The following is a 20853-nucleotide window of genomic DNA, read 5'->3' as shown; positions in this document are numbered from 1 at the left end:
TATATAGAACTTCTACTTAACACTTCTATGTTGCACTTATGCAGTTGCACCATCCGCAGCCATATCTTCATGAAGGTCCGTGATAATATCTCCCTTACTCTGGAACTCGCAGGCATTAAAGGGCACTCCACCGGCTGCCTGGGGCCAGATCCCGGTAGCATGGTCAATATAATAAGGGCCAAATCCCTGTTCTGCCAGCTGTTCAGCTGTTAAATTACGGGTAAGCTGGTGGATAATAGCCGCCACGATCTCCAGATGAGCCAGTTCTTCTGTACCAATATCTGTAAGGACTGCCCTGCATTCCTTATATGGCATGGAATAACGCTGGGAAAGATAGCGCATGGATGCACCCATCTCCCCATCCGGGCCACCATACTGACTCATTATAAACATCGCCATTTTCGCATTTGGCTCTTTAATATTTACAGGAAATTCCAGTCTCTTTTCATAGATCCACATTAATAACCGCCTCCTTCCCATGGCCACGGGTCATCTGTCCAGGACCAGTAGACTGTATCTTTTGCATTTTCAGCACGTAACGGCCCATACTGGGCTTCGTAGGCATTTCTGGCATCTGCATATGCCTGTGACATCTGCTTTAAATAGGCAATGGCCTGAGAGTCACAGGGATGTGTATCCAGATAGAGATTTGCCTCTGTTACTGCAAAACCAGCCTGATTTACTGCCATAAGCAGGGCATCCCTTGAAGTGTTGTTCATCTAACTGCACCTCCCTTTATCAAAAGCCAGGTCCAGTTCTGAAAAGATGGTTCCCTGGGCTAATCCCCGCTCCGGACCATAAGGGTTCTTCCACTGCTGCCATGGCACATAGGCCATTGCCAGCGGATAATCTTTTTCTAAAACTCCCGGCATACTTCCCGGACAGAAAGCATTGCCCTCCAGTCCCGGCATGTAGTTCCATCCGAAATCTCTGTTATTTTCCCAATTATTTCCATTTTGCGGCACCTGCATGGTTGCGTCATTTGCCGGCAACCGTCCGGTTCCATTATTTGCTGGCATTATATGAGGCATCTGCCCTGCCATCCCATTTTCCGGCATCATCCGGGGCGTCTGTCCTGTCATCCTATTTTCCGGCATCATCCCATCATTCATCGGGTTTCCCATCTGAGGATACCGGATTACGTTTCCCGCCTGCATTGCCGGATCCAGGCAGCTTCTCACAGACTGGTTCTGGTTTCCGGATACCTTACGGCACCGGCCGCTGCAGCCGCAGTCACTATATTTCATATCTGTATATGGCTCCATATCAATTAATATCTCCTTTTCTTTTCCCTATTAATTTATGTAGTCCTGCTAAATGCTGTTACAACCGCTGCCATCTTTTCCTGTATACCACTGCCCTTTCCCACATTCTGTTTTTTCTCCATTATCTGCACACATTGTCCCTCTATCCCATATCTTATAGTACAAACATATCAAAGACAGCACTTACCGGTGCCTCTTTCCTGTGTTTAATCAATCATCAGTAAGTAATTAAAAGGAGCGTGGATTTATGTGTTGGTTTGGATGTAATAATCGCTGGAACAATGGATGCAATGGCTGGAATAACGGATGCAGCGGCAGTTGTGGACGTTGTAATAACAACGGATGCGGCGGCAGGAATTCCTTCCGCGAAGGCTTCCGCCAGGGATACTGGCAGGGATACAATGATGCACTGTGGAACCGCGGCAGCTGTGGCTGTGACCATGATGGCGGCTGTGGCGGATGCGGCAATGACCGTGATGGCGGCTGTGGCGGATGCGGTGGCAGCTGCAACTAGTACATCGTTTCGTAAATAACTGTACTAATCACGTAGGATGCAGATTTGAGTGTGCAGGTCTAAAAACGCAGGCGTAGCGGGCTACGCTGAGGCTTTTAGGCCTGTGCAATCAGATTCGCAGACAAGTGAGTGGTATAGTTATTTCGAATACGATCCGGTACAGATCTGCTTAGACAGGTATGAAAAAAAGGAAATATGTAATTTGGAACGAAAAACGGCGGCTGGGAAAACCTCAGTCGCCATTTTTGTATATATTATTCTGTTTAGAATTGCGGGAGTGCAAAGCACGTAGCAATTCGGTATCAGAGGGGTTTAAATACCTTATAATCCACCCAGTCAAAATCTGCCTGAACTCCATCTCCATGAAGATCCTGACAGGAAACCCCCACCATGGCACCTGTAAAACCATTTCCGTCTACACGTTCATCGGAAAGATTTCTCATATCAAGCACATCTCCTACCTGGGTATAAGAGATTCCGTCCTGTGAAACGAAAAATGTCACATCACATTCTCTTACTTCTGCCTTTAAATATACAGGTTTTCCATTTTCTTGCAGATAAACCTTTTCCCCCTGGGTGATCTCCTTATTAACAGAAACATTTAACATCACATAAGTTTTTCCTTCATCATCCACAGACATATGCAGATAATAATTATTATCATAATTATAATAACATACAATCCCGGCCATATGGCAATAATCTCCTGGATCAAACTCCATTTTTGCAGTAAAGTCGTAGGAATGATGCTGATGTCTGCGTGCTAACAGTCCCTGATTGTATTTAGATGCCAGGGAATTTCCCCCCTGAATGTGCAACTTCCCCTCAGAAATGCTGATCCCGCAGGTTTTGGCACTCTGGCGCAAAGTCATATATTCCAGAGGAATTTCTGTGATCTTTCCAAAATCTGTAAATCCTGACTTTTCAGGCTTTACTTCCACTTCACCCGGAACTTCAAAGAAATCTTCCGGTGATGCTGTATCATTAGCTGACAGCTTAAACCAGCCGTCATCTGTATAAAGCATATTCTGGATAGCTGTTTCACGTCCTGTAATACTGCAGTTATCCAGACTTCTGGAACAAAGATGTGCCATATACCAGTTTCCATCTTTTCCCTGAATGATCTGTCCGTGACCTGCCCGTTTTAACTGTACATCTTTTCCAAAAGAAGTAAGGACCGGTACATACGGACTGATCTCATAAGGTCCTGTCAGTTTTTCAGAACGGCACATAGTCACACAATGCTTAAATTCTGTACCGCCTTCTGCTGTTACCAGGTAATACCACCCGTCATGATAGAAAATATTCGGGCCTTCCGTTGTTCCTTTATCACTGCCTTTAAACACATTATAAACAGGGCCAACTAATTTTTTTGTCTCCGGATCATACTGCTGTACACCTACACCACCGAAACGTTTATGATCCAGCCTATAGTCAAAAAGCATATTGACCAGCCACTTGGTACCGTCCGGATCATGGAAGAGAGAAGGGTCAAATCCCATTTTATTAAGGGGAATAGGATCAGACCATGGGCCTTTTGGATCCGAAGCAGTTACCATAAAATTATGAGTATCTTTAAAACGGTTCCGATTGGTGTATACTATGGTATAGATCAGGTAGAAAGTACCATTATCATATGTAAGATTGGGCGCCCATATACCGCAGGCAGTGTCCATTCCTTTTATATCAAATTTTGTTTCATCTGTAAGAGCATAAGAAAGGATCTCCCAATTTACCAGATCTTTTGAATGATGGATACAGATACCCGGAAACCATTCAAATGTAGAGGTTGCAATATAATAGTCATCCCCCACTCTCACCAGGGATGGATCCGGATTAAAACCCGGAAGTACAGGATTCATTACTTTCATGTTCTGATTCTCCTTTTCAAATGTATGTACTCTCGGAATCTTTTTGTACTTGCTTTTGCGAGAAGATTTTTTGTCAGTTGTGCCCAAATTTTTGAGACGTTGGCGTTGCGTCCGCCTCTAAAATTCGGGTACGACTGTATCTCATTAACCCTTTAAACCGCTGGTAGCAATACCTTCTACAAAATATCTCTGTGCGGCAAAGAACAGCAGGATAACAGGAACTACTGCAACAAACGCCATTGCCATTACCTTTCCCCACTGCACAACGGACTCTGCATCCAGAGACATGCGAAGTGCCAGAGAGATAGGAAACTTCTTTACTGAGTTGATAAATACCAGAGAATTGAAGTAATCATTGTAGGTCCATAAAAACTGGAACAGGCCTGCGGAGAATAATGATGGCTTCATCAGAGGCAGTAAAATATGGGTAAAGGTCTTGAAGGTTCCGCAGCCATCAATATAAGCAGATTCATCCAGATCCTTTGGAAGTCCTCTTAAAAACTGGATCAGCATATATGGGAAGAACGCATTACAGCACAACAATGCCGGTGCATAAAATGGCATGTAAGTATTGATCCAGTTAAACTTATTGTATAAAGTATAACGAGGAATGATAACAACAGAATTTGGCAGCATCAGCATGGCAATGAGCAGTACAAAAAGGATCTTCTTTCCCGGAAACTGAAATCTTGCAAAGCCATAAGCAACCAGGGCACTGGACATAACCGTAAATATGGTAGTGGGAATGACCAGTAAAAATGTATTAATAAAAAAAGTCGTATAAGTTACCTTACCGCTTCCCTTCCAGCCTTCAATAAAATACTTAAAGCTGAAATTCTGAGGCAGTAAACAAATGGAACCAAATATCTCATCATTTGATTTAAAAGATGCAAAGAACATCCAGATGATCGGATACAACAGTATGACACCGATCACAAATATGACCAAATAATCACGAACCAGTGTGGCAGTTCTGTGTTTTGTCTGTTTCATGATAACTCCTCCTTTTATTCATCAGCGTAATGTACCCATAACTTGGAAGATGCAAAGATCGCCAGTGTAAAGATCATAATAGCTGCAAATACAACCCATGAAATAGCACTTGCATATCCCATTTTGAAATAAGAAAAACCTTCTTTGTATAATTTCAGTCCCAATACATAGGTAGACTTTAATGGTCCGCCTTCTGTGATGACCTGGGCAGAGGTAAAGTTCTGCAGTGCCTGGATCGTCTGGTTGATCAGATTAAAGAAAATGATCGGAGATATCTGAGGCAATGTAATATGGAAGAAACGGGTTACTTTTCCGGCACCATCGATCTCTGCTGCTTCATAAAGAGAACGTGGAACCTGTTTCAACGCTGCTAAAAACATAACCATAGAAGAACCAAACTGCCATATTTCCAACATACAGATAGTCCGCAGTGCATAACGGGTATCACCTAACCGCTGGATCACAGGAAGATGAAGCGCTGTTAAAATTGCGTTGATCACACCATTATCCAGGAACATTAATCTCCATAACAGTGCTACTGCTACGCTTCCTCCAAACAAAGACGGAATATAATACAAAGTGCGGATCAGGTTGATTCCCTTTAAATCCCTGTTTAAAAACATGGCAACTGCTAAAGCCATGATCAGTTTTCCAGGCACTGTATAAAGAGCAAACAGAATGGTTACTTTTAAGGAATTCCAGAATTCTTTGTCCTGGGTAAATAATTTCTTATAATTTGCAAGTCCCTGAAAGGTGGCTTTGGCACCAACGGTATAATCTGTAAAAGAATAAATAAAGGATGAAACAAACGGATACAGCTGAAGGATAACAAATCCTAAAATCCAGGGGAGTATATACAAATACGCCTGATATTCCCTTTTCATCGTTTTTTTCCTGTTCATAATGACCTCCTGTAGACAGAAAAAGAGCGCCGCAAAATATATTTGTGTCCTTTTTGCGGCACTCTCTGTTTTTGATCAAATATCTGATTACTGTTCCAGACCTGACAGCAAATTAATGGTATCAGCTGCTGCTTCCTCTGGTGTGCTTGCTCCGTAGCCAATGGTCTCTACTGAATCAAAGAGGATCGTCTTTGACTCCTGGGAAGATGAGATCTTATCATTTGGAGTTCCGCCCATAGCTGCTGCAATATCAGCACCTTCCATGGTGATCTCACTTAAAATTCCCTTGTCAGAGCAGATCTTTCTTGCCTTTTCTGTTGGAGGAACGCTTCTGGTCGCTCCTAAAGTCTCTAATGCAGTATCATCATTATAGAAGTAATTCATAAACTCTACTGCTGCTTCCGGATGCTCGCAGGTCTTTGTGATCGCAATAACCTGAGGAGTATTGGATGCCCAGCCTTTTTCAACAGCTCCGTCTAATGCAGGAAGCTGTCCCATTACATAATTTGCTTCAGGATTAGCTGCCACCATAACATCAATGGTTGAAATGTAGGTTGGCGCTGCTACATACTTACCGGCGATCCAGTTTGTATCAGACTGCAGGCTGTCACCTGTATAAGATGCCTGATAGGAAGCCGGTGCAACTACTTCTTCATCATACAGCTGCTTTACATATTCATATACTGTCTTAAGATCATCTTCTGTTAAATTCAGTGTCTTTGCATCTGCATCAAAGAAAGTCTTTCCAAGAAGCTGTTTTCCATAGTTAAATACAACCATGTTCACAAGATACTCTTTGTTTGCGCAAAGCAGATACATGCTGTCGTCATATGCACGTACTTTTTTGCCCATTTCGATCATATCATCCCATGTATATGGCTTGGTAAAATCAATACCAATAGCATCTGCCAGATCCTTGTTTACCAGCATACCAGAACCGGAAATACCAGTTGGAAGACCTAACTGCTTTCCATCATAGCGTCCATTGATCTCCAGGGAAATATAATTTTCATCAAAATTGGAAAGATCCATATCATAATCCTTATAATCAATGAAATAGTCACCTGTAGTCACATAAGTTGGGAACACTTCCGGATCTACCTGCACAATATCTGCCGCTGTTCCAGATGCCAGCTGGGTTGCCAGTTTATCATGATAACCATCGCTGCCGCCGTATTCAGCTTCAATGGTAATATTTGGATGAGCCGCTTCAAACTGCTCGATCACCTTTAATGTTGCTTCGTTTCTTTCATCACCGCCCCACCATGCAAAACGAAGGGTGATATTTTCATCAGAGCTGCTTTTTTCTGTTGTCTCCCCACCAGCAGATGCGGCCTGTGTGCTATCCTTTGTGGATGAACCTCCACATCCAGCCAAAGTACCTGCTGCCACAGCAGCTGCCAACACTACACTCACCAGTTTTTTCTTCATAACCGTCTCCCTCTCTTTTCCTTTAATACATTCTTGATACATCTTTTTGATGATTTTATTGTAGTAAATTTCTGCCGAAACTGAAAGGAACCGGTCTTTTCATTTTTATTCATTTTTTACCGTTTTTTTTGCAAAAAGTATCATTTCTTTTGATTTTTATTCTTCATTTGTTCCCTGTTCTTCACAGCCCATATTTTCCGGGAAACAAAATTCCATAACGCAGCCCATGCCTTTTTTGCTTCTGATCCGGATCCCTGAGCCATCTCCAAAATGAAGCTTCAGCCGGCTATTTACATTTGCAAGGCCAATATGATGCACATTGATCTCTTTCATCGAATCCTGCAAACGCTCTTTTTCCTCTTTGTCCATTCCCACGCCGTTGTCTATGACCCGGAAATATACTTTTCCCTTACGTCTGAGGATCTGTACCTTAATATAACCTCTGCCTTCTTTATAACGCACTCCATGAAGTATACTGTTTTCCACTAATGGCTGGAGCATCAGGCGGAATACTTTCAGATCCATTAATTCCTCATCCACCTCATAATAGATGATAAATTTCTCTCCAAAACGGAATTTCTGGATAGCCACATACTTTTTCAGATACAACAGTTCTTCCCGGAGGCTGATCATCTCTGTGGCTTCTGCCAGTGCATATTTTAAAATATCTGATAAGTATTCCAGAATGGTAACGGATTCTTCTGACGAAGCTTTCGACTGTATCTGGAACTGCAGCGTTTGCAAGGTATTAAAAAGGAAATGTGGATTGATCTGCAGCTGGAGAGCCGTCAGCTCCGCTACTTCCTGGTTATGACGTTTTTCCGTCAGTTCCGTCTGCAGCTTCACCGTGTTTAAAAACAAGTAAATGATATTATTCATAAGAATATCATACTCGTCTTTTACTTCCTGCCGTGGTCCAGAAGGATAGATCCCGCTTTCTGCATCATAAAATACCTGGATCATGTATTCGATCTGACGGAATGTCCGCACAGTCGTGGTATATGCCAATGCCATCATTGCAATAATATTAAGCAGGAATACAGCAAAAAAAGCTCCGGCTACCTGAAGGATACCATTCATCTTTGCCTGTGCAGATATCAGTGACACCAGAAAAAGATCATATTGCACATTAACATCTGTGTGGACCAGATAAGACTTTCCGTTGATCCGTTTCCAGTAATTCTGCTGTCCCTTATTTCTGTATTCTGCACTGTTAAAGCCTTCTGCTGCCCCATTTTCATCATTCCAGGAAAGAAGGAGCTGATCCTTTTTATCCAGATAAAGCACGGTTTCGTTGTCTTTTTGCAGGATTTCATCCAGACTTGCCAGATAATCTCCCGCATCAATATTCATAACAACAACACCTTTTTGCAGCTTCATTTTCTGATAAATAGTAAGCATACTGCGTCCATAACCGGTATCTTTGGCCGCCCGCATCTCCATCAGGCTTTCTTCCTCTTCTCCCATGGCACGGTAACTGCTGTACCAGTTGTTTTTCCCTTTGGGTTCTAACTGTACCAGCCCATAATCAGAGGAAAAATAATTACTATAGCCATCCAGATATAGATAGACTGACTGGATATAAGGATAAGCCCGTATAATGCTGCTTAAAGTAGCTTTGATATTTCTCAGATAGATCGCATCACTGTAAGGGATCTTTGTTTCTCTTTGCATCAGTCGTTTTAATGCAATGAGAGTATACGCATTATTAGTCAGCTGCTCATTTTGATAAGCCACATTACTTACCATCATTTCCAGACTGTTATTTACATTTGAAAGGGTATTTTGTGCCCTGGCATCCAGTGACTTATCCAGCTGATAATTATAGGAAATCATGGCAAAAGAAAAGATCATGACTGTGGGGATCATTAAAAGCAGCAGATATCGCAGAAAACGTCGTATGAAAAATTTTCGTTTCATTCTTTTTCAAGCACCTTTCCATTTCTGTATTCTTTCGGCGTCATGCCAAAATATGCCTTAAATGCCCTTGAAAAATTCTTTGGATTATCGTAGCCGATATAATAAGCAATGTCATAGCTTTTATATTTGATATCGCCTAAAAGCTCACATGCCTTTTCCATACGGGTTTTCGTAAGGTAATCTGAAAATCCCATGCCGCATTTTTCCTTAAAGATCCTGGACAGATAACTGGGGCTTAAAGAAACCTGGACTGCTGCATTTTCCAATGAAGCTTCCTTATAATTTTCTTTTATATATTCTTTTACAGCTGTAACCACCTGCTCATAATAATTTCCTGTTGTTTCCTGGGACACTGCATATTTTTCATCCAAATACTGCCGTATTTTTCCAAAACAATTTAAAATATCACCACTTTTAATCGGTTTTAACAGATAGTCTTCCACTCTGTATTGGATCGCATACCGAAAATATTCATAATTCTGATGACTGCTGATAAACACAATTTTAATGTCTGTGTCCTGCAGCTGTCTGCATAATTCCAGACCGTTCATTTCCGGCATTTCAATATCACTCATAAGTACATCTACCTTGTGCTGCCTTACATATTCCAGTGCTTTTAACGGTCTGCTAAACCAGGTTACCTGAAATCCCAGCTGCTCCCATGGAAACAGATTAGCAATTCCCTCTACGATCTTATCCTCATCATCTACGATCACCAGCTGATACATGCCTTTTCCCCCGTAATCTTTCTATATTCTCCCACAGTCTTTCTTGCATCTTCCCGCAACTCAGGCACAGAAAGATTCCAAAAGAACATTTTATCTTACCTACCGCTATTATACCAGACTCTCTAAAAATCCGTTATTGATTTTAACATGAAAAAGGATGCCCCTTAGTATCAATGTCTACTAAGACAGCATCCCTTTCTTTTCATTGCTTATTAGTTTAACCATTCCTTCATGGCTGTGATCTGTCTGAGCGCATCATCCCGTCCCAGCTCATAAACTTCCTTAAGCTTCTTTGGGTCTGCCTCCATGCGTCCGATGGACAGCGGAACGCTTGGGCGGATCACAAAGATCCTTCCTTCTTTTTCCCATTTTTCAATCTCATCTAATGTATGATTATACACATCCGGGCGTTTGTATACAGCTTTTACAAATTCCGGATATTTCCTGTATACAAGCTTTGTCAGACTGATTCCTTCTTTTTCCTTCCTGTATCCCTTATGGCGGGTCAGTACCACTACATCCTTGTTATATCCCATTTTTACAAATGCCTTTACCGGGATACTGTCTGTACAGCCGCCATCAAGAAGCTTCATTCCTGCTGTCTTTACGATTTTTGAAACAAGAGGCAGTGACGCGGAAGCTCTCATCCGGTCTATCTCCTCCTTCATATCTGTAATAGGAAGATACTCTGCTTTTCCAGTCTCTACATTACTGCAGCCTACATAAAACTTTGTATGGCTTTTCTTAAAGGCCTCGTAATCATAAGGATCCAGCTTTTCAGGCAATGTATGATAGCAGAATTTTTCCTCTGCAATGTTGCCGGTTAAAAACAGGCTCCGAAAGCTCATAAAGCGCCAGTTACGGCAATACTTCATATAATACCGGATGCTTCTGCCCTTCTGTCCTGACACAAAGGAACAGCCATGAATGGCACCTGCAGATACTCCGATCACACCATCAAATGTAATGCCGTTTTCCATAAATACATCCAGCACTCCGGCCGTATAAATACCTCTCATACCGCCGCCTTCTAACACCAGTCCTGTCTTTTTTTCTTTCATAATCTATTCTTCCGGCTCTGAAACCGGCTCCTCTTTCTGTTCTGTCTCTTCTTCTGTCGTATTTTCTGTTTCTGTCTCCTGGACCACATTTTCTGCTGCTTCCGTCTTTTTTTCCTCTGTGGTCTCTTTTACAGGCTCTTTTGCTGTTTCTTCCTGGACAAAACCATCCTCTGTCACAGCAATGTGCTGTTCCTCTGTCCCATCTTCTTCCTTCTGGATCGGTGTACCGCACTTACTGCAGAAAGAATCACCCTTTTTCACAGCAGCACCGCAGCAGGGACATTTTTCCGTAGTATCCAGCTGGCTGAGTTTTTTCTCTAACTCTGCCACATGAACCATGGCACTTTCGATCTCCGGGAAGAATATTTTGTATTCATCTTCCGAATCATCTCTGTGGTTTTTAAAATACACTGCACCAATTGCAGCATACAGTTCATTGATCTTCTGCTTTTCCCCCCGGATCTGGGCCTTTAACTGAAGCACCTGTGCAGCATCTTTTGCCTTTCTTGCAGCTTCTTTTCCATAACCGGTCAGATTTTTACTGATCTCATCAAAGAATGTCATACTGTTCACGCTCCTTCTTCTTTTTCGCTCATTATAGACCATTAGAAACAGGAATGTCAACGGCAGAAAAAACAGCGGATATAAGATCTCAATTTCCCATATCCGCTGTTTTTGATCTTCAAAAAAGCCACTTTTTTAATGCTTATAAAAGCTTATGCAAGTTTTTCTTCATTACTATGTTTTAATTCAGCCTTCTTCTGGAACAGTTCCTTACCAGATGTGTATACAATGATCACACCAAGGACCATTAACAGGATGGCAATGATCAGCTGCAGTCCTTCTACCATAAATACAGCAGTTCCTGCGCCAAATGCATTAACCAGGGCAATTGTTCTTTCAACCAGTGCAGTAAAGGTTACGCAGAGCATGATGATCAGTGGCGGGAACAATGTCTTGTTCTCTCTTCCTGTCACCTTTAAGAATACACATAAAGTGATCAGTACCAGGGCACTTAACAGCTGGTTTGCACTTCCGAACAGAGGCCAGATATTTGAATATCCGATCTTTGTTAAGATAAAGCCGCATACCAGAGTAATAACAGTTGAGAAATATTTATTACAGAATAACTTTCTCCAGCCTTCTGCATGTTCCATATCATCTACACTAAACAGTTCCTGGAAGGACATACGTCCGATACGTGCTACAGAGTCAAGGCTTGTAAGCGCCAGGGCAGATACACACATAGTCATAAAGCACTGTGCTACATAAACCGGGATACCGAACATTTCCAGGAAACCTGCAACACCTGCAGAGAAGATCTGGAATGGGGTTCCTGTTGCAGCAGTTCCGTCAGCAGCTGCAGCAGCACCTGCTACGCAGAGAGCCAGAACAGCTAATAAGCTTTCCAGTACCATTGCACCATAACCAACCTTTAACATATCCTTTTCATTGGAAATGGTCTTAGAAGAGGTACCGGAGGAAACCAGGCTATGGAAACCGGAAACAGCACCACATGCAACAGTTACAAACAGGATCGGGAACATATCTCCCATTTTTGCGTTCTTAAATCCAGTATAAAATGGAAGGTTCATAGTTGGATGAGCAACTAACAGACCTACAACAGCACCGATGATCATTCCTGCAAACATAAATGTGGTCATATAATCACGAGGCTGCATTAAAAGCCACATTGGCATTACAGCTGCCATAAAGATATAAGCAAAGGTCAGATAAGACCAGGTATCTTTTCCGGCTACTAACGGGAAAGCCATACCGATTGCCAGTGCTGCAATGGTGCATGCAAGTCCGGCAGCTGTTTCTTTCCAGCCGGTGAGATGTAAATGCTTCTGCATTACGCCAAATACCATGGCAAATACGATGAATAACAGGGAAATAGAACCGGCTGCGCCGTTTGTCTGTGCTGCAGCAGACAGCTCTGTTACACCATCCTTTACAGTATAAGCGTTAAATGTACCTGCTACCATGTCTGCAAATGCTGCAATAACGATCAGGGTAAACAGCCAGCAGAACAATAAAAACAGCTTACGTCCGGTCTTGCCAATATACTTTTCGATCAGAAGTCCCATAGACTTTCCTTCGTTCTTAACACTGGCGTACAGAGCGCCGAAGTCTGTAACAGCGCCGAAGAAAATACCACCGATGATGACCCATAAAAGTACGGGAAGCCAGCCAAATGCTGCCGCCTGGATAGCTCCGGTCACAGGGCCTGCGCCTGCGATGGATGAAAACTGATGGGCAAAAACAGTCCAGCCGTCTGTAGGAACATAGTCCTGTCCGTCTTCCTTAGCAACTGCCGGTGTCTTGGCTTTTGGATCAATTCCCCACTTATTAGCCAGCCAGCGGCCATATAATGTGTAGCCTGCAAAGAGGCATACAGCTGCGATCAAAACAATTACAAGTGTATTCATAATCTTTACTCTCCTCTCATGTAATTCTGTGGTCTAGTACATCGTATTAATTCAATGTAAAACATCCAACTGCCATTTTCCGTAATCGGATCACTAACCGAAAGTTTTATCGCCAAATGTCTATGTGTCCTTGCATACCTGCACACAGTCCCCATAGCCGCCTGGCAATGCTTACACAGTAAAAAAAGGCCCGTCTTCCCGAATATCCCAAATGGATACTCCCCAAGAAGACGAAGCCCCAAAACTCCGCGTTACCACTTCTTATTGCCGGTTTTCACCAGCCACTTAAGCCCTATCCTCCGACTCTCCGTTCAGACGAATAGGCTCCCTTTTAACGGCGGGATCCCGGTCTGTCTTACTGGCAGTTTCCTGTTTTCATACAGACTGCTTGCAGGTGATATCTTTTTTGCCGCGCTGCTTTCTCTCACCAACCGGAAGCTCTCTGCAATGCGTAGGTGGCAAAAAAGTGTTATCCTGTTCTTCGCATTTGAATGTCAAACTCTTGAATAGTTGTCATTATAGTCTCTTTTTTTCATTTGTCAATTCCCTGTGTTTATACTTTCTTTATATTTTCTATATCTAAATTTTATAAAATATATTCCTACAGGTTCTAATAACCTGTTAAAGTCCTATGTTTTTAAGATTCAACGTGAATTTAACTAGGAATTTTCTTCTATTTGAATTATAATATCTACAGATTTTTCAAAGAGCTTCTTACAAAATTTTCATTTTTTTCAATTTTAAAAAGATTTTTAAAGAGAGGATTTAAACCATTATGAACGACTCACACAAGCAGACACCTAAAAAAATGGCCCATGGATCCGGTCACTCCATTGCAACCTGCTTCGGGGTTATTGGCTGGCTCTTTCATGGCATACTGTCTGTGATCACCGCCGGTCTTATTATCATGGCGATCGTCGGCCTTCTGATCTATGCAAAAGCAAAGCCGGAGCTGGATAAATGCCGTGAGATCGCCTATGACAAACTGGCGCAGATGGAACGGTCCGATTTTTCCATGCTCTCTGATACCCTCATTTATGATAAGGACGGAAAACAGATCGGGCTTATTAATGCAGGCCATTATCAATATGTAGATATCAGTAAGATCAGCATGAACCTGCAAAACGGCTATATTGCCCAGGAGGACCGCCGCTTTAAGAGTCATGGCGGTGTAGACTGGATAGCAACCTTCCGCGCCGGTCTCGCCTTGGTCAAGCACGGCGGCCATGTGACCCAGGGAGGCAGTACCATTACCCAGCAGGTGATCAAAAATACATATCTTACCCAGGAGCGTACCTTTACAAGAAAGATCGTTGAGATCCTTCTTGCACCTGAGATTGAGAAAAAATACTCCAAAGCAGACATTATGGAGTTTTACTGCAATACCAATTTCTATGGCCACCAGTGTTATGGTGTAGAAGCTGCCAGTCTGTATTACTTCGGAAAACATGCCAGCGATCTGGCTCCGGAAGAAGCAGCCATCCTCATTGGTATCAGCAACAGTCCCTCTGCCTATGATCCGGTAGCCCATCCGGACGCCTCCAAAGAAAAGCGGAATGATGTTTTAGACAGTATGAAGGATGTAGGCTATCTCTCTGAGGAGGATTACGAAAGCGCCGTAAATGCCCCCTTTAAGATTGTACAGCAGGAATCTGAGGGAACCGACGAAAATTACCAGAGCAGCTACGCCATCCACTGCGCAGCCCTGGAACTGATGAAAAAGGACAATTTCCAGTTCCAGTATGTATTTAAAGATAAAGAAGATTATACACAGTATACAGACCGGTATACAGCAGCTTATTCTGAAAAATCTGACCTAATCCGCGGCGGAGGCTTTAAGATCTATACTTCATTGGACAGCCAGCTGCAAGGCCAGCTCCAGGTCCAGATCGACCAGTCTCTTTCCGGCTTTACAGAGCTTCAGGATAATGGCAAATTTGCCCTTCAGGGCGCCGGTGTTATTGTAGATAATAAAACCAACTACGTAGTTGCCATTGTGGGCGGCCGTGGAACAGAGGATAAATTTAACAGAGCCTATTTAAGTGCCAGACAGCCCGGAAGTACCATAAAGCCTTTGATCGACTATGGCCCTGCTTTTGATACCGGTGAATATTATCCTACACGAATTGTAAATGACCACAAGTGGAACGACGGTCCTTCCAACAGCGGCGGCCGCTATTTTGGAAATGTAACAGTCCGCGAAGCCTTAAACCGAAGCTTAAATACAGTTGCATGGCAGATTTTAGAGGACATCGGTATTGATTACGGTCTGGATTACCTGGGAGAAATGCAGTTCCAGAAGCTGACTTATGTGGATAATAACGTTCCTTCCTTAAGTATCGGCGGTTTCACCAACGGTGTCCGGGTTGTAGATATGGCAAAGGGCTACAGCACCCTTGCAAACGGCGGTGTATACAATGACCGCACCTGTATTACAAAGATCATTCATGAACACGACGGTGAACTGACTAAGGACTTAAAGCCCTCTGCACACCAGGTCTACAGAGATGATTCTGCATTTATGCTTACAGACGTTTTAAAGGGCACTTTCACTGCTTCCTACGGCACCGGTCAGGGACTGGGACTGGACAATGATATGCCGGCAGCCGGAAAAACCGGTACTACCAACAGCAGCAAGGATACCTGGTTCTGCGGCTACACCCGTTATTACACCACTGCCATCTGGGTCGGCTATGATATACCAAGAAATATGCCTGGTATCTATGGTGCTACCTATGCAGGAAGGATCTGGAAATCTGTAATGGATCAGATCCACGAAGGCCTGGAACCCTGGGACTGGATACAGCCTGAAACTGTAGAACGAAAGGTGGACACAAAAACAGGCATTGAAGACTATTTCAGCACCACAGCCCAATTCCGCGCAGAGCAGAGTCTTCATGAAAAAGAGCAGGAGCAATTAGAGACCAGTCTTCAGGCTTCTGTAGATGCTTTTATGGAAAAAGAGATCACATCTGTAGAAGATACCTATACTGTAACAGATGAATACAACAGCATTACTTCCAAACTGTCTCTGTTAGACGACGGGGAACTTCGCGCCAGCCTTTTAGAGAAGGCTGAAAGCCGGTATGACTATTTTAAGGAGATCATTGCCGGTATGGGCGATGAGATCAGCCGGTATGAGGCTGTTCAGGCAGAGGAAAAGAAACTGGCCCAGGAACAGGCTGCAAAAGATGCAGAAAACAAGCGGGCCCAGGAAGAAAAGAATGTAAAGAAGCAGACCTTCATGCAGGCCTTAGAGCGGATCGAAAATCTGGAATACCAGGAAATGGATGCCCAGGATCTGGTATCTGACGCTATCGACAAGCTTTCCCTTGTTACAGGAGATGAGGAGGAAGCTTCCCTTTCCGCAAGACTTCAGTCTGCTATCTCCCGTATCACCACGCTTCCTACTGAAAGTGAGTGGAATGCCGCACAGACAGAAAAAGAGGCAGAAGCAGCCCAGAAAGAAAGCCAGGCGCAGATGCAGGTACAGTCCCAGCAGCACCAGCTCCGCTCTGCTTTAAGCAAAGAACAATACAAATGGAACAATGCAGAAATCTATGGACCAGGAGGCAGAGGCGATGAAAACTAAGAAAATGCTTTGGCCGTGGGCTAAGCGAATGGTAATGGGTGAAACCAAAGCTTCCAGACGGCATACTGCCGGATCAGAAAATACTGACTCCGGTTTTAGGGATGATACAGAACCTTCCTATGATTCCCGCCCCATTGAGATCAATGAATGGTTCCACACCTTCATGTGCATGAATATTCCCATTTACGGCTGGTTCTATCTGAAAAAGCTGGCCCACCAGCATTCGCACAACAAAATGCAGGACTTTGCAAGAGCTTATCTGTACTATAAAATGGTCTTTCTTGCAATATCACTGGTAATTGTGATCTTGCTGCTGATCATAGGTATTTTCAGCATTAATAAATTATTTGCATATATGGAATTACTATGATACCAGTGTACCGGCAAATTGATTTCTAAAGCAATATATTTCCAAGTCTGATCCATTTTTATGAGTCAAACTTTGGATTTAGTTCAATAGGGTCCGAAAGGGCTCCTCCATGTATAAACGCATTCACGGCAATTTTGTTCATTTTGCTCCGCCGCCGATTAGGCAGGTCTCCGGCAAACTCGCTCACTGCGTTCGCTCAAACAGTGCCTCCAACCTGCCAGCTATGCTCACAAAATGAACAAAATTGCCTACCAAATGCTTATTATACATGGGTGAGCCCTTTCTACTGTATTGGATAGGTCACATAAAAAATGCCGTACTTAAATACAATCCCCCACCTACATGAAAACTGCTTATTGGTTTGCTCCTACATTTTTTATTGCCAATAACGTAGAAAGCCGCCGGTACACATGACAGAATAAGCATTTGTTTGAAAATCCGTGAGTGGGCGCGCATAGCGTCAGAACGGAGAACCACTGTTTGAGCACGCAACGCGTGCGAGTTTGGTTCGCAGTTCTGACAATAGGCGACGCAAGCCCACAAACAAAGGATTTTCTCCCAAATGCGCATCTGTCATGTGTACCGGTGGCTTTCGGACCTTAGTCAACAATACATTTTTTGAAGAAAAATGAGCGGATTACGAATGTTTTTAGAATTGTTATAAAAAAAAATAGCCTCTCTGTTTTTCAGGCAGAGGGGCTTATTTTTTATTATCTTCCTTCTAATTCTGCAACCCGCGCTTTCAGCTTACGGATCTCTTCATCTTTTTCCATTAACAGCCGGTCTCTTTCTTCCAGCTTACGCTTCTGTTCATCAATGAACATCTGGATCATTTTCTGGTCCATCATGCCTTCGATGATATTTCTAAGCTCATCTACCGTTTCTCCAGCTGTTTTTCCTTCTTCATCAATGACAATATCTGCATATTTCTCATAATAAGGAACACGTTCATTGTACAGGTCACGCAAGGTAAATCCCGGTTTTAATGCAACACCACGGTCTACTACGTTTCCAATACGCTTTTCCATTTCCTCATAACTCATTTTCAGGTAAACGATCTCACTGATCTCCTTTAAATGAGCCATAGCCTCTTTGCCGTAAATAACACTGCCGCCTGGGGCGATAACGGACATCTTAGCTTCCAGGCCTGCATTAATGCGGTTCTCCACTTCCAGAAAGCCGTCCATGCCTTCATCAGCAATAATTTCCTTTAACAGTCTTCCTTCTTTTTCCTGGATCACAATATCCACGTCAATAAAAGAAAATCCCAGTCTCTTTGCAAGAAGCACGCCTACGGTACTTTTACCAGATGAAGGCATGCCGATCATAGTAATATTCGGCTTCATTTTTTCTTTCCTCCTCTCTTTTTCTTCTTTGCAGGCTTGCGTACAGAATATCCGAAGCTTCCCAGCTTCTTTCCCAGTTCAAAATATTCCCCATGGGAATAAGCAGTCAGTCCGGAAGCATTCAGGTTAAACTTGCCTTTATCATCCATATACTGGTTATCAATGGTCACGCCTACCACCTTTGCCAGGAACATATCATGGCTTCCCAGTTCTTTTACCTCAGTTACCTTACACTCAATATTTACAGGACTTTCCTCAATCCCCGGTGCCTTTACATAGCGGGATGCCTGAGGTGTTAAACGTGTTTCGGCAAATTTATCTACATCACGGCCGGACTTTACACCACAATAGTCCGTAGCCCGCACCAGCCTCTTATTTACCAGATTGATAACAAATTCCCCTGTTTCCTTGATAATATCGTGGGAATAACGCTCTTTCCTTACAGAAATAGAAACCATCGCCGGATCAGAACAGATGGTTCCGGCCCATGCAACAGTAATAATATTCGGTTTTTCCCCTTCTCTTCCACAGCTTACCATAACTGCCGGAACAGGATACAGCATATTTCCCGGCTTCCAGTATTCTTTGCTCATTTTCTCTATCCTTTCTGCCCTCTTTGTAAAATGCATGAGAGACCCCAGGCCTGAACCTTACTCCTGTTCAGCTAACATCAGTTCCGGGATCAGCTGCTTCTTTCTGGAAACAACTCCCGGCAGACAAAGTACCGGCTTCTTTAAACCTTCCTCTTCCAGCAGCTCAATATCCTTGTGGAATGCCTTTCCAGCCAGCTGCAGTGCTCCCTGTCCTTCACAGACCAGATCCGTGGTCTCTGTTAATATGTTGGTCAGCATAAAGAATATCATATCAAGACCATTGTTTTCCAGTGCTTTTTCCATAAATGCTTCCATACGTCCTTTTAACCTGTCCAGTTCATCCCCATTTAAGGAAGTGATCTGTCCCACGCCAATGGTCACTTTTCCAGAAGTAAAGCGCTTGAAATCCTGATAAAAGATCTCTTCGTCACTCTTGTCCTTTAAATTGCTTCCTGCACTGAACATTTCCATTGCATATTTTTCAATATCGATCCCTGCAATATCAGCCAGTGCTCTTGCAGCCATTTCATCCACAGCTGTACAGGTTGGGGAACGGAACAGCAACGTATCAGATACGATGGCGCTGCATAACAATCCGGCGATCTTCGGCTCTACCTTCACTCCTGCTTCCTGATACATCTGATAGATAATGGTGGCAGTACAGCCTAAAGGCTGGTTGCGGAAAAATACCGGTGACATAGTCTGAATGGTTCCCAGACGGTGGTGATCGATGATCTCCAGGATCTCAGCATTTTCAATGCCTGCCACTGCCTGATTCTTCTCATTGTGGTCTACTAAAATAACCTGTTTTCCTTTTGCGCCAAGTAAGTTTCTGCGGGAGATCATACCCAGATAACAGCCATCCTTATCAAGGATCGGGAAATCACGGTGACGTTTACTTGCCATTACCTCACGGATCTCATCAATATAGTCATCACTGTTAAATGTGATCAGATGCTCTCTTGTCATAAAGTAGCTGATAGGCATGCTCTGGTTGATCAGACGGGCTGCTGTATAAGTATCGTAAGTGGTTGCGATAATGGTACAGCCTCTTTCCTGGGCGATCTTTTTAATAGTCATGGAAACCCCTGCGCCTTCACACACGATGATACAATCCGCTCCCATTTCAATAGCACAAAGCTGGGACTCATAACGGTTTCCTAAAATAACCAGATCGTGAGGCTCAATATAAAATTCCATCAGATCCGGGTTAGCTGCTGCGATCAGTACCTTTCCCTGGTCGAAATATGCCTCTGCGCTTCCGATGATCAGGTCTGCTTCCAATGTCTCAATAATATTGGAATACTGGGTATTTGCCTTTGACAGAATACTGCTGTCATAAATATTCATATAGGTCTTGGTAATATCGCCTACTGTGATCAGGCCTTCCAGAGTACCATCTTCTCTTACAGAAGGGATCGTCACCACATTATTCTCCTGCATAATGTTCCATGCTTTCTTTAAGGAAATATTATCTGCTACCCCTTTGGTCTTGCGTATCTCAATATCCCTTACCTGGGTACGCACATCTTCCACCAGCTGAGGCTCCTCTGCCCCAAAATAATCCAGTACAAACTGTGTCTCCCCACTTACATGTCCTGCTCTTGCAGGCATATATTCCTCCCCAGTTACTGCCTGCTTTAAATTTGCATAACAAATGGCTGAACAGATGGAGTCTGTATCTGGATTTCTATGTCCGATCACCATCGTTTTTCTGTTTAATTCCTGTTCCATTTCTCCCTCCCTAAGCTGTATATCCCGCTCATCCTTTTCTCTTTCGTTTTTTCACGCAGCGTTTCTTTTTATGTACAATGATTTATAATCTGTTTACAGTA

17 protein-coding genes and 1 pseudogene are annotated in these 20853 nt (G+C 43.2%); 3 read left to right on the top strand and 15 right to left on the bottom strand.

Annotation, left to right across the window (positions count from 1 at the left end; all coding sequences use genetic code 11):
• Positions 1–51: 51 nt before the first annotated feature.
• From OGM16_08755 to OGM16_08745, 3 genes and pseudogenes are all read right to left on the bottom strand, one after another.
• Positions 52–459: pseudogene (locus OGM16_08755) on the bottom strand (manganese catalase family protein).
• The gene (locus OGM16_08750) at positions 459–719 is read right to left on the bottom strand and encodes a spore coat protein CotJB (protein UYJ48283.1); all 261 of its coding nucleotides are present in this window, start codon (positions 717–719) and stop codon (positions 459–461) included. Before OGM16_08750 ends, OGM16_08755 begins: the two are co-directional and overlap by 1 nt.
• Positions 720–1265 carry a spore coat associated protein CotJA gene (locus OGM16_08745; GenBank protein ID UYJ48282.1) on the bottom strand — a complete coding sequence of 182 codons (546 nt, stop codon included), beginning with the start codon at positions 1263–1265 and terminating at the stop codon, positions 720–722. It abuts the gene before it with no gap.
• 247 nt (positions 1266–1512) lie between these two features.
• Here OGM16_08745 and OGM16_08740 point away from each other — a divergent pair, with 247 nt between their 5' ends.
• Positions 1513–1779 (top strand): hypothetical protein, encoded by a 267-nt coding sequence (locus tag OGM16_08740; protein ID UYJ48281.1) that lies wholly within the window; start codon positions 1513–1515, stop codon positions 1777–1779.
• A 302-nt stretch (positions 1780–2081) separates the two neighbouring features.
• On the opposite strand, the gene OGM16_08735 is transcribed toward OGM16_08740, so the two are convergent.
• The 9 genes from OGM16_08735 to OGM16_08695 form a co-directional block, all read right to left on the bottom strand.
• Positions 2082–3650, bottom strand: coding sequence for a glycoside hydrolase family 43 protein (locus OGM16_08735; protein UYJ48280.1), 1569 nt, complete (start codon positions 3648–3650; stop codon positions 2082–2084).
• A gap of 144 nt (positions 3651–3794) precedes the next feature.
• Positions 3795–4643: a carbohydrate ABC transporter permease gene (locus OGM16_08730; GenBank protein ID UYJ48279.1), complete on the bottom strand. Its 849-nt coding sequence runs from the start codon at positions 4641–4643 to the stop codon at positions 3795–3797.
• Between the two features lie 14 nt (positions 4644–4657).
• Positions 4658–5545 carry a sugar ABC transporter permease gene (locus OGM16_08725; protein ID UYJ48278.1) on the bottom strand — a complete coding sequence of 296 codons (888 nt, stop codon included), beginning with the start codon at positions 5543–5545 and terminating at the stop codon, positions 4658–4660.
• A gap of 87 nt (positions 5546–5632) precedes the next feature.
• Positions 5633–6976 carry an extracellular solute-binding protein gene (locus OGM16_08720; GenBank protein UYJ48277.1) on the bottom strand — a complete coding sequence of 448 codons (1344 nt, stop codon included), beginning with the start codon at positions 6974–6976 and terminating at the stop codon, positions 5633–5635.
• A gap of 156 nt (positions 6977–7132) precedes the next feature.
• The gene (locus tag OGM16_08715; GenBank protein UYJ48276.1) at positions 7133–8896 is read right to left on the bottom strand and encodes a histidine kinase; all 1764 of its coding nucleotides are present in this window, start codon (positions 8894–8896) and stop codon (positions 7133–7135) included.
• The gene (locus OGM16_08710) at positions 8893–9624 is read right to left on the bottom strand and encodes a response regulator (GenBank protein ID UYJ48275.1); all 732 of its coding nucleotides are present in this window, start codon (positions 9622–9624) and stop codon (positions 8893–8895) included. The genes OGM16_08715 and OGM16_08710 overlap by 4 nt, the downstream gene beginning before the upstream one ends.
• Before the next feature lie 212 nt (positions 9625–9836).
• On the bottom strand, positions 9837–10685 hold the full coding sequence (locus OGM16_08705; protein UYJ48274.1) for a patatin family protein: 849 nt from the start codon (positions 10683–10685) through the stop codon (positions 9837–9839).
• 3 nt (positions 10686–10688) lie between these two features.
• Positions 10689–11249, bottom strand: coding sequence for a zinc ribbon domain-containing protein (locus OGM16_08700; GenBank protein UYJ48273.1), 561 nt, complete (start codon positions 11247–11249; stop codon positions 10689–10691).
• Positions 11250–11401: 152 nt separating this feature from the next.
• Positions 11402–13117 (bottom strand): carbon starvation protein A, encoded by a 1716-nt coding sequence (locus OGM16_08695; GenBank protein UYJ48272.1) that lies wholly within the window; start codon positions 13115–13117, stop codon positions 11402–11404.
• 775 nt (positions 13118–13892) lie between these two features.
• On the opposite strand from OGM16_08695, the gene OGM16_08690 reads away from it, so the two are divergent.
• Positions 13893–16709 (top strand): transglycosylase domain-containing protein, encoded by a 2817-nt coding sequence (locus tag OGM16_08690; protein ID UYJ48271.1) that lies wholly within the window; start codon positions 13893–13895, stop codon positions 16707–16709.
• A complete protein-coding gene (locus tag OGM16_08685) occupies positions 16699–17079 on the top strand; it encodes a hypothetical protein (protein ID UYJ48270.1) in 381 nt (126 codons plus the stop codon). Before OGM16_08690 ends, OGM16_08685 begins: the two co-directional genes overlap by 11 nt.
• Positions 17080–17789: 710 nt before the next feature.
• Here the strand turns inward: OGM16_08685 and OGM16_08680 are convergent.
• Genes OGM16_08680 through OGM16_08670 form a run of 3 tightly spaced genes read right to left on the bottom strand, consistent with a single transcriptional unit; the run spans position 17790 to position 20752 of the window.
• Positions 17790–18425, bottom strand: a complete 636-nt coding sequence (locus tag OGM16_08680) for a shikimate kinase (GenBank protein ID UYJ48269.1) — start codon at positions 18423–18425, stop codon at positions 17790–17792.
• Entirely contained in the window at positions 18422–19018 is a 597-nt protein-coding gene (locus OGM16_08675; protein ID UYJ48268.1) for a flavin reductase family protein, read from the bottom strand. Before OGM16_08675 ends, OGM16_08680 begins: the two co-directional genes overlap by 4 nt.
• A gap of 57 nt (positions 19019–19075) precedes the next feature.
• On the bottom strand, positions 19076–20752 hold the full coding sequence (locus OGM16_08670) for a putative manganese-dependent inorganic diphosphatase (protein UYJ48267.1): 1677 nt from the start codon (positions 20750–20752) through the stop codon (positions 19076–19078).
• Between the last annotated feature and the right edge of the window lie 101 nt (positions 20753–20853).

The sequence above is a fragment of the Lachnospiraceae bacterium genome, assembly GCA_025758065.1.
In the GTDB taxonomy this organism is placed as follows: Bacteria; Bacillota; Clostridia; order Lachnospirales; family Lachnospiraceae; genus Enterocloster.
The sequence above is the reverse complement of the archived record's forward strand: the minus strand, read 5'-3'. Positions and strand labels throughout refer to the sequence as shown.

Bases quoted from the DNA above. Each gene is read 5' to 3' on its own strand.
- OGM16_08670 (UYJ48267.1), bottom strand. From the start codon at position 20,752: ATGGAACAGGAATTAAACAGAAAAACGATGGTGATCGGACATAGAAAT.
- OGM16_08740 (UYJ48281.1), top strand. From the start codon at position 1,513: ATGTGTTGGTTTGGATGTAATAATCGCTGGAACAATGGATGCAATGGC.
- OGM16_08680 (UYJ48269.1), bottom strand. From the start codon at position 18,425: ATGAAGCCGAATATTACTATGATCGGCATGCCTTCATCTGGTAAAAGT.
- OGM16_08685 (UYJ48270.1), top strand. From the start codon at position 16,699: ATGAAAACTAAGAAAATGCTTTGGCCGTGGGCTAAGCGAATGGTAATG.
- OGM16_08730 (UYJ48279.1), bottom strand. From the start codon at position 4,643: ATGAAACAGACAAAACACAGAACTGCCACACTGGTTCGTGATTATTTG.
- OGM16_08690 (UYJ48271.1), top strand. From the start codon at position 13,893: ATGAACGACTCACACAAGCAGACACCTAAAAAAATGGCCCATGGATCC.
- OGM16_08735 (UYJ48280.1), bottom strand. From the start codon at position 3,650: ATGAAAGTAATGAATCCTGTACTTCCGGGTTTTAATCCGGATCCATCC.
- OGM16_08700 (UYJ48273.1), bottom strand. From the start codon at position 11,249: ATGACATTCTTTGATGAGATCAGTAAAAATCTGACCGGTTATGGAAAA.
- OGM16_08695 (UYJ48272.1), bottom strand. From the start codon at position 13,117: ATGAATACACTTGTAATTGTTTTGATCGCAGCTGTATGCCTCTTTGCA.
- OGM16_08720 (UYJ48277.1), bottom strand. From the start codon at position 6,976: ATGAAGAAAAAACTGGTGAGTGTAGTGTTGGCAGCTGCTGTGGCAGCA.
- OGM16_08745 (UYJ48282.1), bottom strand. From the start codon at position 1,265: ATGGAGCCATATACAGATATGAAATATAGTGACTGCGGCTGCAGCGGC.
- OGM16_08710 (UYJ48275.1), bottom strand. From the start codon at position 9,624: ATGTATCAGCTGGTGATCGTAGATGATGAGGATAAGATCGTAGAGGGA.
- OGM16_08705 (UYJ48274.1), bottom strand. From the start codon at position 10,685: ATGAAAGAAAAAAAGACAGGACTGGTGTTAGAAGGCGGCGGTATGAGA.
- OGM16_08750 (UYJ48283.1), bottom strand. From the start codon at position 719: ATGAACAACACTTCAAGGGATGCCCTGCTTATGGCAGTAAATCAGGCT.
- OGM16_08675 (UYJ48268.1), bottom strand. From the start codon at position 19,018: ATGAGCAAAGAATACTGGAAGCCGGGAAATATGCTGTATCCTGTTCCG.
- OGM16_08725 (UYJ48278.1), bottom strand. From the start codon at position 5,545: ATGAACAGGAAAAAAACGATGAAAAGGGAATATCAGGCGTATTTGTAT.
- OGM16_08715 (UYJ48276.1), bottom strand. From the start codon at position 8,896: ATGAAACGAAAATTTTTCATACGACGTTTTCTGCGATATCTGCTGCTT.